The sequence below is a fragment of the Spiroplasma endosymbiont of Dasysyrphus albostriatus genome, from assembly GCF_964019495.1.
Taxonomy (GTDB): domain Bacteria; phylum Bacillota_I; class Bacilli_A; order Mycoplasmatales; family VBWQ01; genus Spiroplasma_E.
This window is the reverse complement of the sequence record NZ_OZ026447.1, coordinates 1,273,973-1,291,841: the sequence shown is the minus strand read 5'-3', so window position 1 is coordinate 1,291,841 and position 17,869 is coordinate 1,273,973. Positions and strand designations below refer to the sequence as shown.

Genomic DNA, 17,869 nt, shown 5'->3' with positions numbered 1-17,869 from the left:
TATTAATCTATAATAATAGATATAACATTTTATAAATTTTATTTCATAATGTTAATAAAAGATGATTGATTTAGTGTAGTTGAGAAAAAAGCACCTTCCGTTGCAAATTTAGAATATTCATATCATCTATAACTAATATAAATATTATGATCATCATGTCAAATTTGTGCATCAGCTTTTATTTCAACATGAGCCCCAAATATTCCTCCATCATGATTAACACTTACTGATCAAAAGTTATGATTAAAATTGTTACTAGTATCAATTTTAGAAGTATCAATGCTTAATTTTGAACCACTATATTGCTCCTTACCATATTGACAATAAACAGAAAAAAATGAATTATCATTAAAAGTTAATGTTGGATATATAGTAATAAAATCTTTTCAGCTAGCAATCTTACCATCTTGCGTAAAATTACTAATAACAGTTGTAGGTCCATAATATCACATACCATAATCATTATTTCCACTATAACTTTCATAAGTTTTAACATTGATATTTGAAACAAGATTATCATTATTTCATTTTGTATAATAAATAGAAATTATATTATTATTACTATCAAAAATATAATTTATTGAATAATTTTTATCATTTATGTTCATTGGTGAACTATATATAAAATTAAAAATATTATTATTACTACTAATTAAATTAATAATTTTACTAGTTAAATCTTTATTAAAATTATCTTTAATAATTGTTTGACTCATAAAATATGTTCCTAAATTAACAGCCACTGCTTTAGTAATTTTATTTTGATATGCTGCTTTTGCAATATAATATAAACCTAATGTTTCACTTAAACTACTACTATGTTCAACTTTATCAGCAGCTACTTGTTGGCAAATATCAATATGTTTTTCAACTCCACCAAATTGAATATATTGTCAATCAGTATTATCACCACTAAAATATTTGTTAGAATATTCACTTTTACTATATGGATTATAAATATTATTAATACTATCAATTTTTTTATGACTAATCATTTCTTGTTTAGTATTATTAACATCAACTTTATCTTTTGCTGGTATTATAGCATCTTTTTTATAAACTAATTCACCTTTATCATTAACAATAAATAATGTTCGTGCTGATGTCTTACCATCACTTAATAAATAATTGGCATGACTAGTATCATAACTATAATATTTATGATCTATTATTGATTGATTAGTTATTATATCACTATCATTTAAATAGCCATATTGATTATTAAATAATGAAGTTACAGAATCAGTTATTGATGATTTATTTGCTAATAATTTATTAATGGTAGTATTAGTATCATCAATAGTATTAATAATACTATTACTTGCCAAAGTTAATGTTGTTAATGTACTTAAAATGATTAATAATTGTTTCATATTACTTTTTCCTTTTTTTAACTTACTAACTGGTAATTAAAATTAAAATTAAAATCAGGGAATGTTAAAGTAGCACGATCACTAATAGTTTTGCCAGCAAACCTTTCTGATAAATCAAGAGTATAAAGTGTATTATCTTTAGTTGGTTGTGTTTCGCTGTCAGTAAATACTAGTTTTACATTATTTAACTCTCAACCCGATTTTGTTGTTACTGCAACATCGGTTTCTAAAAAAATACTTTTTGTTTTAGTAATTAAATCTCAAAAATTATTTGCCTTACCACCTTTAATTTCTTTACTAATATCAACTGACATACCATTTGGTTTTGTCTCACCATCTAATAAATAATTCATAGTGAACTGTCCAGTAAATGCATTCTCAACTGGATGATAAGAATTGTTATTAATTGTATTTAATAAACTATCTTTATTAGTAATTCAATTACCTAATAAATTATCTTGTTCATAAAAATGTTGACCTTCTTGTAAAATATTTGCATCTTGACCATCTTTTAATCAAATACCTTTTAATGCAAAATCTTTTGGCGAAGGATAATTACCAGTAATATTATTTTTATTATGACCATGAACAATAGCTTTAGCACTTAAAGAACCATCTAATTTATAACTATTATCAGCAGCTTTTATTGTTATTTCAATATTTTTACCTAATTTATTATTAAAAATATTATAACCAACTTTTAAATTTGTTGATATTGTATAATCACTATCTTTAATATTAAGATCTGAATAATTTTTTTGGAAATAAGATTGACAAATCTTCTTTACACTCTCAATAATTTGACTATTAACAAATTTAACATCTTCTTCTGATAATTTACTATCGGCATTAATAAAATTACCATTTTTATCTTTTTGATTATCTAAAGTAATTTGAAAGTTTTTATTATCTTTATCATTATTATATTGTGTTTCAATTTCATTAGTTAATTCTTTCATAGTACTTAAATCAGCAATATCATTTTTAACATTTATAGTGCAATTATCTTTTTTTCCTGTAAAGTTTCAAGGATTATTATCTAAAGATGTAATTGAAAATTGAACAGGAACACTTTTAGTAAAGTTTTGTGGTTCTGAACCATTTTGAAATTCAATTTTGTAATAACTAGGTTTAATTTCTTTTTTGGCTACATTTAATGCTTTACTTAAAATTGTTTCAAATTGTTCTTGAATTGTTGGAATTAATCATTTATCTTTTATTGAATCAATAGTAGCATTTTCAGGATTAGTAATATTAATAATTTTATTAAGAAAGTTAACTGGTAAACTAGCAATATTAATTGCAACTTGATTTATAATATTAATATTAATTTCGATATTAACGTTAGTATTTTTAATACCAAAAATTGATGCTTGATCATTAGTTGTTAAATTTAAAACATAACTTTTAGACTCATTAAAATTCTTTGGCAAAGTAAAAGAAGTATTAGTTATCGGCTTTTTATCCTTACCAACAGTAAAGTTAACTGCTGGATTATAATTAGCATTTAAGAAAAAATTAATTGGTAATAAAGTTGAATTATCATTATCAACATCACTTTCAATTTTAGGATCAGTTTTTTGTAAATTATTATCAATACTACTTAAAACATTTGTAAAATCAATATTACCATTATCAGCAGCATTTTCAATAACATTAAAATTAACAATATTTGTTGATTTACCAAAATAAGCAATAGTAGAATCTAAACTAATAGGTCCAGAGTTACGATGATGTTTTTGATAATATTCATCTCATAATTTATTATTAGAATTCGGATTAAATTCAGAATTATTGAAAGCAGCAGTAGTATGTAAGAGTAATATCGTAGTAACTGTTGTAGAACCAAATGCTAATAAATACAACGAAAATAATAAGATTCTTTTCTTCTTATTTTTTTTAACATTAATTGTATATATTGAATTAGATCCTGTTTTTATCTTTTTATGTTTATCCTGATTAACCATATCTTTACTCGGGCTATTACTATTTATTTTATATTTCATTTTAACAATCCTTTCCTAGCATTATTTTTAAAATAATCTAAAGTGAAAAATATAGCTTAACGCTTTAACTTGCTATTTTTAACTAAAATATTAAAATAGGAAAAAATATTAAAATAGTTTAAACCTTAGTTTTAATAAAATAAAACTAAGGTTTAAAGTAAACCAATTAAATTTAGTTTTTATATTTTAATATTAATAATTTTAATAATTATATAAACTTTGCTATACACCTATTAAAATTATAAGGAAAGAAATACTCTGTCCTTAAAAATAATATTACACTTATTATAAAAAAAGACAATATTCTTTTTAAAAAAAGATTGAATATTTTTAATTAAAAAGAACACTAATAGTAAAATAATTTTCAAAATAATTTTTCTTAATTAAGATAAAAATTAAATTAAAAATTCAATGATTAAATTAAATATTCATTGAATTTTTAAATTATGATTAATTTTTTTTAATATTACATTCAACATGCATTGGTTGTAAATTTTCTAAACTATTATTATTTGGATCACCATCAATGTGATCAATATTTCAAGCAAATGCTGAAGTTGGTTGTTCACCTTGATAAGCACCTTTTATCATTGGCAAACAACACCACGGACAAGGAGCTTGCACATTCAATGTTCAAAATTCAGATAATCCTTTAAAATATTTCTCCATTTTTTGAATAGAATAGTTTCATATTTTTTCTTTGTCTTCTTTTTCTCACTTTTTACGACGTGCCACAATGAATTAACCCCTTTCGTATTAAATTATACTATAAGTTACAATATTTTTTTAAACTTAATATTACAATTTATTTTATTAACGTGCTAATAATCTATTATAAGCGGTTTGCATTTGTGGGTCAAAACTACGAGTATATAAACCGTTAAAATATCCTTCATGATGCTTACTTGGATCTAATGGATCAGGTAATTGGCCATTTTTTGGAATATATACATGCTTTCAAATTTCTGCTGAAAAATTAGTACTAACTTCATCCATGGCTGCTTGTAAAGGTGAGGTATAACCAAATTCACTACTTAAATCAACTTGTGTTTGTTTTTGCATTATATAATTAATAAATTTAAAAGCTAAATCTTTATGAGGAGAATCTTTACTAATTACCATATCATCATTTCAAACATTAGTCCCCATATATGGTCTAACAACAAGGTACTTACCATTATAAGAATCAGGATCATCAGCAATTGCAGATAATAAATCACCATTATACATCATTGCTACATCCCACTTATTTTCATTACTAATTTCATCAACAATATCATCATTTAATAATTTTGTATTTTTATTTTTGATAACTGGTTCTAACCAGTCGCTTGCATCTTTAATTTCAATTGGACTATGAGCATTAATATTATCACTAAATTCATTTCCTACTTGATTATATTGACCTGAACCGTTATTTTCTCCTCATTTATTTTTATAGTGTAAATCAGTAAGCGCAGTCATAAATAAGTTATGCATATCATCATTTAAAACGATACGTTTACCTAATTTTGCAGCATCTGTTAAAACACTTCATTGAACATTTGAACCATCAGCTTTAATACCAAGATCACTAAGATTATTTGTATTAGTAGTATTAATTACTAATACAACATCACCTCAAAAATAAGGAATACTATAACTATTTAAACCAAATTCATTTAAAATTCCATCACTATTTTCAACTCGATAATTATTCATTAATTCATATAAATCATGATTAATATCTTCTTTGGGATTAAAATCAATTCTACTATCATACTCAATATCACCTGCAGAATTTTTTGATGCAATTGGAAAAAGTCTATCTTCACTTGCTAATTTAGCCACCATATAATCACTAGGAACCATTACATCATAACTAGTAGTATACAATTTAGCATACAATGATTCATTATCATCAAAAGTTGAATATTTTATTTTAACTTGATATTTATTTTCAAATTCTTTTAAAATATTGGGATTCATATACTCGCCTCAATTAGCAATTGATAAATCATAAACATTAGTATAAATGTAGAAAGCACCCAAACTAATAAAACTTGATAATAAGATGATACTAATCATAATTAATTTTCACGGTCATAGTAAAAAACGATATTTCTCTCTTCTTGATTTTGAGTGTTCTTCTTTTAACTCTTTCTTTTTTTTAATCTTATTCTTTATATGTTCAATTCAAATTGATTCCATCTCAAGTTTTGCTTCAAGTTTAGAAATTTGATTAATAAGTTTCGGGTGATTTTTAATATAATCCTGAATTTTAATAATATCTTGCTCAGTTACAATTTCAAAATTACCATCACTATATAATGATTTACGTTTTCTACCTTTACTCTTAACCTTTTTATAGTTAAAACTATTTAATTGTAAATAATATTTAGTTAACAACTTCTCAGTTTTAATAATTTTTTTATCATGATAAATACCTTTATCAATTTTTTCATTACGTTGTTTAATTTGTTTTTTGCAAAGAACATAAGTATTTCAAGAAATAATAAGTACTGCAATTAATAAAATAATTATTGTTGAAAAAGCATTAATATAAGGCTTAATTCGTTTTAAAGAATAAATAAAAGTTGAAACGTTAGAAGTATTACCGCCAGTAAAATAAGAAATTAAAAAATCATCAAAACTCATAGCAAACGCAATAGCTGCTCCAGCAATAATTGCTGGTTTAATTGTTGGTAATACAATTTTGCGTAACGTATATCAAGGGGTCGCACCTAAATCTTGACTTGCTTCTAATTGTGACATATTTATTGATCTAATTTTTGGTAAAACAGTAATAATAACATAAGGAATATTAAAAGAAATATGAGCGAAAATTAATGTTCCAAGACCAAAACTAAAACCAAATGCCATAAATAATAACATTAAAGAAACAGCAGTAACAATATCAGCATTAACTAAAGGAATATTAGTAATCCCTAAAGTAATATTACGTGTTATTTTTTTTGTTTTACTTAAACCCAAAGCAGCAAACGTACCAATAATAACAGCAACAAAAGTAGAAATAAAAGCAACAATTAATGTTACACTAACCGATTCTCAAAGTTCACTTTGTTGAAATAAATCGTAATAAGGTTGCAATGATCAAGAATTTCAACTACGAACTGAATCGCCACCATTAAAAGAGAATATCATTAAAACTAAAATTGGAGTATAAAATAATAAAAAGATAATAGCTAAATAACTATTTTTAAAAAAAGATCTCATTAATTAATACCTCCTATTTTTTTACCAGTAGCTCAACTACCAATCGCTTTTAAAGTAAAAATAATAATTAAAACAATAATACCTAAAATAACAGAAATAGCAGCACCATAAGCAAAATTAGCACCACGATAAAAATATGATTCAATAATATTTGCAATTAAAATAGTTTTTCCTTCACCAATATATTTAACTACTACTAGTGAAGTCATAGCACTTAACATCATTAAAGTAAAACCAGAAACAATACCAGGCACTGAAAAACGAAAGGTAACTTTTCAAAATGTTTTCATCTTAGAAGCTCCTAAATCTTGACTTGCTTCTAATAAATTGCGATCTGTTTTTTCTAAAGAATTATAAATTGGTAAAATAACGAAAGGCATAAACATATAAACCATTGCTAAAATAATACCAATTGGAGTTCCTAATAAAACATTAGGACCTAAAATACTAAAAATAATTTGTAATCCAATTGTACGTAATAAAATGTTAATTCAAATTGGTAAAGTAACTAAAACTCAAATATTTTTTGAAGCAATTTTTGTTGACATAAAAGCCATAATATAAGCAATGGGATAACCAAAAATAACAGCAATTAAAGTGGCAACAAATGAATAACCAATTGAACGTAATAAAACCATAACATAACTATTTTCTTTAAAAAAATCATTAAAATTACTAAATGTAAAACGAAATATTCAAGCATTATTAGTTGCTTTAATAATTGAATATAAAATTACAATTAATAATGGCAATACAATTAAAATTACCATCACCAATAAATATGGATAAGCAAGCGTAACTCATGATTTAAAACCAAAATTTACTGATTTATCTTTGATTTTATTTTTAATAAAACTTATTTTTTGATTTGTTTTTTTTCAACATAACAATGCTTTTTTCTTTTTTACTCGTTTCATTTTCGATTTATTTTTTGCTACTTCTTGTAAAAAAACATTATTTTTTTTAAGTTTAAACCATTTTTTAAATCTATACTTTTTTTTATTTTGATTATCAATGATTTTTTCTGGATTTGAATTATTAACTAACATATCTTGTGATTTTAAAATTTGTGTTTTAATATTACGTTTAAACAAATTTTTCATTTTACTCTTCAATTTCCTTTCACATAACATGAATATCTTCAACATTTCATTTTAAACCAACACGGTTACCTACTTCAAAATTATCAGTAGTATGAACTATCCATTTGCGTTTATTAGCAATAATTTCAATTTCTCATAATAATCCTTTAAAAGCAATAGTTTTAATAGTTCCATCAAAAAAACCACTACCTGCATTAACTAAATCAATATCTTCTGGTCGAATAACAATATCAATATTACGTTCTTGTTCACCAAAACCAGTATCAGAGCATGCAAATTTTTTACCGTCAAAACGAACACAATAATCATTAACAAATACACCATTTTCAATAACATTCGAGCTACCAACAAACTGTGATGTTCATTTATTTTCAGGCTCATTGTAAATATCTTGTGGTGTCCCAATTTGTTGAATTTGACCTTGATTTAAAACAACTACCCGATCTGACATAATAAATGCTTCTTCTTGATCATGAGTAATAAAGATAAAAGTAATATTAATTTCTTCTTGAATTTTTTTTAATTCTACTTGCATTTGTTGACGTAATTTCAAATCCAAAGCAGCAAAAGGTTCATCTAATAATAAAATTTTAGGATTAAGAACTAATGCTCTAGCTACTGCTACTCTTTGTTTTTGACCACCAGATAAATCATTAACATCTTTATCTTCCATACCATTTAATTTAACCAAATCTAAAGTTTTTTTAACTTCTTTTTTGATTTTTTCACGATCAATTTTTCTTAACTTTAAACCATAAGCAATATTATCAAAAACATTTAAATGTGGAAATAAAGCATAATTTTGAAAAATAGTATTTATTTCTCTTTTATGAATTGGAATTTTAGTTAAATCCTTACCTTTAAACAATAATTGACCATTGTTTGGTTGTTCAAAACCAGCAATAATCCTTAATAATGTTGTTTTACCACAACCACTAGGACCAAGAATGGTAAGAAATTCACCTTCATGAATATTTAAACTAATTCCTTTTAAAACAACTTTACCATCATATTCTTTGGTAATATTACGTAATTCTAAAATATTTACACTCATAATTTCCTCCTTTAAATGGTTTAAAAAATTGGTGGATTTGAAACTCATAAAATAGTTGCAATTGAATTATTGGGATTTTCTAAATAATGTTTTTCATTACCTTTAATATAAAATGCTTCATTAGCTACTGCTTTTACTCTAGTTGCACCATAATGAACAAATACTGTGCCACTTAATACATATCCAAAGATCTGACCTTGAAATGGCGGAATTTTATTTGAATTACCAAATGGTTTTAAAGTTAAAATTACTGGTTCTAATGTTAATTTTTGAGCATTAGGAATAATTCATTTTATTTGATAATCTTCTTCGTCACTAACAGTAACATCTTGTGATTTAAAAACTATTTTTTCTTTAACTTCACCAGCAAAAAAGGTTGATAATGGACAATCAAAAATATCTAAAATACTTTTTAGTGTTTCAATACTAGGTGAAGAAACATCATGCTCTAACTGACTAATAAATCCCTTTGATAAATCACAACGTTTCCCTAACTCTTCCATAGTTAAATTGTGTTTCAATCTTAAAGTTTTTAACTTTCTTCCAATTTTCATATTGATTATTTTCTCCTTTTGTTTATTTATACTAAACTTTAAGTTAAATAATACAAATAAAATTATATAATATTTTTTTAAAAAAACAATTATTTATTTTATTTTTAATAAATAAAATAAATATAAAATTATTAGTGTAAAAATGTGTAATAAAAAGAATATTTTTTTCATTTTTCTACTATAAAATTAAAATAAAATTTATTACTTTAAAATAAAGTAATAAATTTAAAAAATATATTTTATTTTTTTTAGTAAAGAAGAAATTGATGTGTTTTAATAAATTACCTTTTACATTGTTGATGTATTAGAATTGTATACACTTGTTGAAGAATAGAAATTTTCTAAATTTGAATTTATAATTTTTTTTGAACCTTCAAAATCTAATTTTTGCTCTTCTTGTTTTTTATCATCTTTTTTTGCTAACATTTGACTTATTTCAAAACCACCATCGATAGCACCACTAATGGCACCAACAGCAACCAAACCAATAATAGTAGGAGTACCAAGAATAGCAACCCCTCCGGCTGCACAAGTAATAGAGGCTACATTAGTAACAATATTAGCAGCATCACCCCCATCATCACCAGTAACAATAGTAGCAACCGTAGAAGCAACTAAATTAACAGCCGCAACACCAATACCAACAACTTTTGCAGCACCAGTAACAACTCCAATAGTACTACCCGCTGCAATAAGTTCAATGGGAGTAACATTATTTTTTACTTTATTATTTAATTTTTCTCTTTTTTATATAATGGATATATCTTTTAATCTTCCTTATTTGAAATTTAGAATAAAAAACCTATTTACTTTAAAATAAAGTAAATAGGTAAAAAACTTATATTAAGTTTGATGTTATTATAACATAATACATCAGTATATATTAAAATTCATATTATCTTTTTCATATACAATATGTAAAATAACTATAATCAATTATTAAATTAAATTTTATTTTTACATTCTTGACCAGATAAAATTACTTTTAAATTTTCATAAGTAATTTCAATCATATTTTTAACAGCTTCATCAGTATACGATCCAATATGTGGTGTCACAATAACACGTGGATATAATGATAATAATTTATTTGTAATATTATCGGGAGTTGGTTTTCCAGCAAAATCTTTAAAAAAAACTTTGCTTTCATTTTCTAAAACATCCAAACCAGCACCTTTTAAATGACCACTTTTAACTGCATCATAAACTGCTTGTAAATCCATTAATTCACCACGAGCTACATTAATTAAAACTGATCCAGGCTTCATTTTTGCTAAAAAATTCTTGTCAACTAAATGGTAATTTTCTTCTTTAATATATGGACAATGTAATGAAATTAAATCCGATTCTTTAAGTAAAGTTTTTAAATCACAATAAGTTAGAATACTTTTTGCTTGATCACTTTCATAAATATCATATCCTAATACCTTTGCTCCCATTCCATGTCATGCCTTAGCTGCTTGATAACCAATACGACCAGTTCCAATAATTCCTATTGTTGAATTACGAATTTCTTTGGCAAACATAAAATCATCAATTTTAAAATTATGATTTTGTTGATGATTAGCACTATAAAATAAATTTCGAAGTAAGCCGTTTCCCATACTTACTGCTAATTCACTAACAGCATTGGCCGAATAACCAGGTACATATGCCATTTCAAAACCTAATTCATGAGCTTTTTTTAAATCAATATGATTATAACCAACAGTTCTAGTTAATAAATATTTAACGCCATATTCTTTCATTTTTAATAAATTTTGCTCATAACAGTCACAATTAGCACGAACCATTACTGCTTCATGTCCCTTTGCCGTTTCAATATTATCCTTTGTTAAATACTCTTCAATTAACGTTAAATCATATCCATAATTTTTATTTAATGTTTCAAAAAAAAGCTTTTCTGTTTTACGAACACCATAACAAACCATTTTAATTTTTTTTGCCATATTTTTATTCCCTTTCTTTTGTTTATATTTTAACTAAATAACGGTGTTGCGCCAATCGCTGTAGTAATAATTACTCAAAATGGTAATGAAATAATTGAAAATAATGTAGCAATTAATGTTAAATTACTTGTTAACAATGGCTGTTTTTTGTAAGCAATTGAATAGGCAACAATAACTGATGTTGGGGGGGCTGCTAACATAATTACAATAACGCCTAATCCAACAGTATCTAATTTTCATGCTCCGGTTTCTTTTCCAATTGCCGCAACTGCACAAACTAATGCTAATCCAAATAATGGTGCAAAAATAATTTTCATTACCATTCCAAATCATACTTTTTTATCTTGTGCAGCATCTTTAAAATTACCTTTTGCTAAAGTAATTCCAATTGCCAATCATGCTAATGGCGTACATAATGCCTCTAAAGTTTTTGTTACTTTAAACAATGGTGGAAATGTATTATCTAATCGTAATGGTGAAAAATATTGACCACTAGTAATATCATTTTGATCGGGAACAATAGCAATTCCAGGAATTAATTGTGTAACTCAAAAAATAAATCCAACCATAGTTGCAATTAAAATTGGATTTAAAAAAATCTGCTTTACATTCTTTATTAAATTTTCTCTTTTTATTACTTTCATTTCTGATTTAATTTGTGCATATCCATCAGTATTTAGTTTTGTATCAACAATAAAATCAGCACCAGTTTGTCCTTTTGTTACTACTGCTGCTTTAATAGGTTTGCTCATTACAATAAACCCTAATGAATATAAAAATATTCGATATGGAATATTAAAAATATTAGACGGTAAGGTGGCAGCTCCATTATCAAATAGTGCTGTTACTACAGGAATTCCAAAAAATGTTGTTGAAGCAAATACAGTACACATTGCTAATGTATCTTGAATATCCTTATCATATTTAAAATAAAAATATTTAGCAACTATTCCCAGTATCATATAGAATAAAAAACCAACTAGTAAAATTGCAACTTGCGTTTTAACTTGCTCTGTTGTTGTATTTGTCATAAAACCATCAAAAGCTAAAGATGGTAAACCAACAACCATAACAATTTTAATTAAAACTGCTTCTCAGTCTTTTTTAAATGTCCCTCTCTTCGTTAAAAATCAACCTAAAAAAATTACAAATATCGTTGCTAAAATTGCACTTCAAAATCCTCAAGCTTTTAATGTATTTATAACAGCTTGACCAACATCAGCTTGTAAATAAAATTGCATATTTCTTTCTATTTCTCTCTTCTTTAATACTTTCTCCTTTCTCTAAAATCTAAGTATTTTGTAACTACTTATGTGTTATTATATAACTTTCAAATAAAAAATAAAACTAATTTACCAAATTTTCAATATTGTGTATAGAGTAATAAATTTGGTAAATTAAAGTTGTAACATTTTTTTAAAGTTATAGACCCGTTCTTTTCATAGTTCTAGCTGGTGATTTTTGTCTATTATCTTCTTCTGGAATAAATCCATTTACTCTAGTTTCACTAGCTTCTTTTTCTAACTCTTTTAGCTTATTTTTTCATTCTTGAAATTCTGATCATATTTCTTTTGTTTTTTCTTCGGATTCGATTTGATACTTTTCTTTTTTATTTTCAGTAAAAACATCTTTTATTTTTTTTATATGTTTAGGTTCTAGATATTTTGAAAATGCAATATTTTCTTGTCATTTTTCGTTTCATTGATTAATTGATTGGTAATATTTTTTTGAAAACTTATTTCTTTTAAACTTTCGATTTAATTCTTTTTTTAAAGTTTTAAAAGTTTTTGGTTCATTTTTTTCTCTAGTTTGTTGCAAACAATTTAAAATTCTTTTTTCTATTACTTCTTTTGAATTTAAAGATATGTTTTTTAAAAATTGAACTTCTTCTTCTAAATTATTTGTTCTATTTTCTAATTCTTTTATTTTCTGTTCTAATTCAAGTTGATACTTGTCTTTTACATTTGAAAACATTACTGTTCTTAATTTTTTAGCACATTCACATAAAATTTTGTAACAAATACCAGCAACAATACCAGCAATAGTAAAAGGTAATCAACCCATAATAGCACTTGACACAATAAATGTACTAATTATTGGTGTGATAATTATTTTAGCAATAGGAGATGTAGCACCCCACGCAATAAAAAAAATTAAACCATGAAAAATCTTTCATATAAACCTTTTAAAAATTCAATATTTATCTTGTACCTCTTCTATAATATTTTCTTGTTTTTGATTTGTAATAGTTCTTACAAATTCTAAAAATGGTGTTCTAATGATAGTTGTATGTTTAGATTCTTTTTTTATAAGCTCTTCATTATTTTTAATTTCATTTACAAATTGCTTATAACGTAAATGTCTAATTTGTTGAACAATTTCATTATTTTCAAAATAAATTAATAATTCTCAAACTTTTTTTCTTTTATCATCATGTAATCTTAATAAAAAAAAGGTTTTATCTTTTATTTTTACTATTTCATCATAAATAAAATAGTTTTCATTATTTGGTTTTTCGATAATTGTTCTAAATTGAAAACATTTTTTATCTTTTTCATCAAAATGATTTTCAAATTTACATGTTTCACCATGATGTCAATTTTTATGACACCTAATAAAATTTTTAGTAAATCATGTTAAATTTGCTACATTTCTTAATTCTTCTTCAATAATAGTTTTTGTTTGTAAACTCATTTTGATTCCCCCTTATTTAAATAAAAACCCATTATTTTAAAAATAAAAAACAATAGGTTTATTTAGTTTACACTTATTTTTGCTAAAGTTTTAAAATTATGCAATAAACTTTTTAATATTTTTTACAAGTTTGGTAAGTTTAATTTAGATTTAACTGATGATGATTGAGTTTGTAAATCAATTTCACTAATTTCTTTTTTTTCGATGTCATCAAAATCACTATCACATTCTAAATTACTTTCTAATTCATTAATTTTGTATTTTAATCTTTCTGCCAAATTCATATTGGAACTTTCAATATCATTTATTTTAAATCATTTTCCATCAAATAATAATTCATATACTATTGTTTCTTCAGATTTATCATTTGTATTTAATAAACCAGAATAATTAGATTCCTCTTTATTTGGATTTTTCAAAGTAACACTTAATTTATACATACCAAATGATAAACATAGTTCATCAAGGGGTAAAGAAATATTTTTAGTTCAAATTATTTGCTTAGAATCTTTATTAATACAGTTCAATACTACTGATTGTAACCATTCTTTTTCTAATCCTAATAATTGCTTTGAAATAGTTATTTCTGTTGTTAATTCTTTACGAAATACTTGTGTTGCTACTACTCAAAGTATTTTTAACGCAGCCGCTTTTTTATTAGGTGATGTTTTTAACTTTAATCTATCTAAATGACTAATCTTTGTTTGACTTTTTTCTTTATTCATAAATTTTCTCCATTCAAATTAATAATCTTATTTAATTTTATTATATGACCAAGTTCTCCATTAATACCTAATATTTTAACTATTAATAAATTCATTATTTAAATAACATAGTTATTCGAAAATTATTATTTTTATTTATTTTACTGTTTTATTTAACATATCTTTTTATCTTCCTTTTCTCTAAAACTTTAATTTAATAAAAATTCCTAATATAGATAAATTTCTATATTAGGAATTAACTTTATTAAATTAGTAATTAAAATTATAGTTTATTTTTTTAGTCTATCAATAAATATGCTTATTACTAATTTTATTAACACTATAAAATGTAAGTAAATATTATCATCTTAATAAAAAGACTTTCATTTTATTTAAAAAACCAATATTAATAGAATAATATATTAATATTATTCATTTTTCCAGTCCAATTAATTACACGACACTATCTTAATTTTTAATTTGATATAATTATAAAAAGAGTAAGTATATTAAAAATAGATTGGGGTATTTTTATGATAGAGGAAATAAATTCTAGTTCAGTGAAAGAACCAAAAATTTATCGTATTGGTCTATATAGCAAATTAACAATTCTTATTAATGGCCTTCTAATTACTACGAGTTTAATGATAGGTTGGGCTTTATGAGCAACTATTGGTCGAGATGCAATTGATAACTATATTAAATGATTCAATAATCCACAACAACCTAATTCTAATTTACAAATTAGTTTCAATATAATAAGTATTATTGTTTTCATAGTCTCTGGTTTATCTTTAGCATTAGTAGTCGTACCTTTTATTTTTTTAAAAACTAAAAATAGTGTATCAGCACTTTTTTGTTTAATAAGTTTTATTTTTTCAGCAATATTTGTTATCTTTCTTATTGTATTTTTTATTTTTAGATTTAAAACTTTTACTTTCTTAGCTAATAAAAAAGACGGCGAAATAATAAATACAACTGGTAACTTTCTAATAGCTTTTTTACCATGAATGTTGGCTGAACTATTTGCAATACTTTTATTAATCCACAGTCTCTGATTAATTATTAATATTACCTCTAAATACAAATCAAATACACTATTAATGCCTATTGCTAAACCAAAAGCAAAACAAGAAACAGTAATAGCAAAACAAGAAGTTGATGATACGATAACGCTTCCTAACGTCGTACCAATACCAGTACCTCAAAATAATGAAGAACAACAAGTAGCAAACCAAGAAACTAACAATACTGTTCTTAAGCAAGATCTAACACAAGAAAAAATAATCACTAACCCTTCAACAGCAACTGTCCATTATACTAATCATGAACTATCACAAACACCAACGCAAGGTGCTTATCATGCCGAAACTGTTTCACCAACACCAGGTACTCTTACTAATCTTAAATCCGAATCTATTACAAATGAAGAAGAAATAAATGATAATATCGAAAATGCAACAATATATTCAGAACCAACAGTTGAAAAAACAAGTGTAGAAGATACAACAATATATTCAAAATCACCAACAACAGAAAGTAATATTAATAGCGAAACTAATTACCAACCAAAAAATCAAGGTGGTTTTGATGTTAAAGACAGTAGTTATTCTGAATCTGAAATATCTAATTTTAATGAACAAGCAACAACAATAACTGTTGAAGAAACACAACCAATAATAGAGAAAACAAACACAAACACAAAAAAAGAAACAATCGAAGTGCAAAAAGTTACTACTCACCATTGAACATTAGAACAAATTGAAGCTGTTTGAGAAAAAGCGGAAATAATTGATGGTGTTAGTGATAAATTATATCGTAAAGATTATGGTGGTGCTTGAATGTTTCGTGATTCATTTACCACTGATTATAGCGCAGCAGATAACTTAGAAACTTACTCTTGAACTATTGTTCTACATCGTCCTACTAGTCAACAAGGAACAACTGAATTATATAATCTAGATCCAATGAATATTGTTAATGCAAAAAGTAAAGGTGAAAATTACCCTTCTTGAAAAACTAAAATTTCTTCAAAAGGAAATAAAAATATTGCAAAAGAACAACATTGAAAAGCACGAACATAAATATAATAAAAAAGATTTATTTTAAAATAAATCTTTTTTATTATATTTAATATTTAATATTTAATAGTAATTTAAAATAAATATAGTATCATTTATTTATGAATACACAAACTATCATTGAACATTTATATATAGAAATACCTAATTTTAAACATGAAGTAAATACTAACTATTCTTATTTTATAGAAAGCATTAAAAAAGAATTAACAAAAATAATAAATAAATACCAATTAAAGTTAAAAACAATTTATCTTGCTAACAAAAATAAGTCAGTTTTACCAATTAATTTTTTAGAACAACTATTAATAATACTTAAACCATTAACAACCACTATCAAAGAATACAACTTTGAATGTACTATTAATAATACCAATTTCACAACTCTACAATTATTTTCCAAATTTCAAATTAATCGTTTAATTTGAAAAATAATTAGTTTTCAAAATCAATTAAATAACAAATTTAATTGTCAACAAAGTATAAAAATTATTAATGATGCTATTAACTTAAAAATTAATAATTTCTCAATTGATTTAAAATATAATCTTCCTCATCAAACAGTAATTGATGTTAATAATGATTTACAAATATGTATGCAATTAAAAACACCTCATATTAGCTATGATAGTTATAATCACAAACAAAATCTTACTATTAAAAGATACATTAATAATTTCTTAAAAAAGCACAAATATGATAACTATGAATACTATAGTTATAGTAAAAATACTAATAATCAATCAAAATATATTATTGCATATTGTTTATTAGAAAACTATTATGGAATTGGTCCAAATGCTGTTTCATATATTAAAACAGAAGATAAAGCAATAATAATTACTAATAGCAATAACATTAATAATAACAATCAAAAAAATAGTATTTTATCAACAAATGAAATTTTAATCCAAAAATTAATACAAGGTTTATTACTAAAAAAGGGAATAAAATTTAACAAAAATGATAATATTCTAGAGCAGCCACTGATTAGTAAATTAATCAAAAATAAACAAATAAAAATAAAAAATAATCATTTATCTTGCACAAATAGTTCCTGATTATTGTTAAATGATTTAATAGTTGATATTATAACTAATACTACTATTTAAATTTATATATCAAGGAGTGAATA

Annotated in this window: 15 protein-coding genes; 3 read left to right on the top strand and 12 right to left on the bottom strand. The window is 24.1% G+C overall.

All coding sequences use genetic code 4. From position 1 onward, the window contains the following. Positions 1–38 precede the first annotated feature (38 nt). The 8 genes from AACL11_RS07835 to AACL11_RS07800 all read right to left on the bottom strand — a co-directional run bounded on the left by AACL11_RS07835 (position 39) and on the right by AACL11_RS07800 (position 9,789). Positions 39–1,373: a hypothetical protein gene (locus AACL11_RS07835; protein ID WP_338987279.1), complete on the bottom strand. Its 1,335-nt coding sequence runs from the start codon at positions 1,371–1,373 to the stop codon at positions 39–41. A 17-nt stretch (positions 1,374–1,390) separates the two neighbouring features. Next, positions 1,391–3,379 carry a hypothetical protein gene (locus AACL11_RS07830; protein ID WP_338987278.1) on the bottom strand — a complete coding sequence of 663 codons (1,989 nt, stop codon included), beginning with the start codon at positions 3,377–3,379 and terminating at the stop codon, positions 1,391–1,393. 450 nt (positions 3,380–3,829) lie between these two features. Then, complete coding sequence (locus AACL11_RS07825) at positions 3,830–4,114, bottom strand: HNH endonuclease signature motif containing protein (RefSeq protein WP_252319983.1); 285 nt, start codon at positions 4,112–4,114, stop codon at positions 3,830–3,832. Positions 4,115–4,192: 78 nt separating this feature from the next. Further along, on the bottom strand, positions 4,193–6,595 hold the full coding sequence (locus AACL11_RS07820; protein ID WP_338987277.1) for an extracellular solute-binding protein: 2,403 nt from the start codon (positions 6,593–6,595) through the stop codon (positions 4,193–4,195). Further along, on the bottom strand, positions 6,595–7,698 hold the full coding sequence (gene potB / locus AACL11_RS07815) for a spermidine/putrescine ABC transporter permease (RefSeq protein WP_252319987.1): 1,104 nt from the start codon (positions 7,696–7,698) through the stop codon (positions 6,595–6,597). The genes AACL11_RS07820 and potB overlap by 1 nt, the downstream gene beginning before the upstream one ends. 1 nt (position 7,699) lies before the next feature. Further along, positions 7,700–8,752 carry a spermidine/putrescine ABC transporter ATP-binding protein gene (potA, locus tag AACL11_RS07810; protein WP_338987275.1) on the bottom strand — a complete coding sequence of 351 codons (1,053 nt, stop codon included), beginning with the start codon at positions 8,750–8,752 and terminating at the stop codon, positions 7,700–7,702. Between the two features lie 20 nt (positions 8,753–8,772). Next, entirely contained in the window at positions 8,773–9,306 is a 534-nt protein-coding gene (locus AACL11_RS07805) for a helix-turn-helix domain-containing protein (protein ID WP_174481534.1), read from the bottom strand. Positions 9,307–9,594: 288 nt separating this feature from the next. Next, the gene (locus AACL11_RS07800) at positions 9,595–9,789 is read right to left on the bottom strand and encodes a hypothetical protein (protein ID WP_338987272.1); all 195 of its coding nucleotides are present in this window, start codon (positions 9,787–9,789) and stop codon (positions 9,595–9,597) included. Between AACL11_RS07800 and AACL11_RS07795 the strand changes: the two genes are divergently transcribed. Next, positions 9,770–10,126, top strand: a complete 357-nt coding sequence (locus tag AACL11_RS07795; RefSeq protein WP_338987270.1) for a hypothetical protein — start codon at positions 9,770–9,772, stop codon at positions 10,124–10,126. The genes AACL11_RS07800 and AACL11_RS07795 overlap by 20 nt on opposite strands. Positions 10,127–10,250: 124 nt before the next feature. On the opposite strand, the gene AACL11_RS07790 is transcribed toward AACL11_RS07795, so the two are convergent. From AACL11_RS07790 to AACL11_RS07775, 4 genes are all read right to left on the bottom strand, one after another. Next, the gene (locus AACL11_RS07790; RefSeq protein ID WP_338987267.1) at positions 10,251–11,255 is read right to left on the bottom strand and encodes an NAD(P)-dependent oxidoreductase; all 1,005 of its coding nucleotides are present in this window, start codon (positions 11,253–11,255) and stop codon (positions 10,251–10,253) included. 29 nt (positions 11,256–11,284) lie between these two features. After that, entirely contained in the window at positions 11,285–12,496 is a 1,212-nt protein-coding gene (locus AACL11_RS07785) for an AEC family transporter (RefSeq protein ID WP_338987266.1), read from the bottom strand. A 181-nt stretch (positions 12,497–12,677) separates the two neighbouring features. Beyond that, positions 12,678–13,949 carry a hypothetical protein gene (locus tag AACL11_RS07780; protein ID WP_338987265.1) on the bottom strand — a complete coding sequence of 424 codons (1,272 nt, stop codon included), beginning with the start codon at positions 13,947–13,949 and terminating at the stop codon, positions 12,678–12,680. 122 nt (positions 13,950–14,071) lie between these two features. Next, the gene (locus tag AACL11_RS07775; protein ID WP_338987263.1) at positions 14,072–14,674 is read right to left on the bottom strand and encodes a hypothetical protein; all 603 of its coding nucleotides are present in this window, start codon (positions 14,672–14,674) and stop codon (positions 14,072–14,074) included. Between the two features lie 539 nt (positions 14,675–15,213). Here AACL11_RS07775 and AACL11_RS07770 point away from each other — a divergent pair. After that, complete coding sequence (locus tag AACL11_RS07770; protein ID WP_338987261.1) at positions 15,214–16,737, top strand: hypothetical protein; 1,524 nt, start codon at positions 15,214–15,216, stop codon at positions 16,735–16,737. A gap of 98 nt (positions 16,738–16,835) precedes the next feature. Continuing rightward, entirely contained in the window at positions 16,836–17,846 is a 1,011-nt protein-coding gene (locus tag AACL11_RS07765; protein WP_338987258.1) for a hypothetical protein, read from the top strand. Positions 17,847–17,869 lie beyond the last annotated feature (23 nt).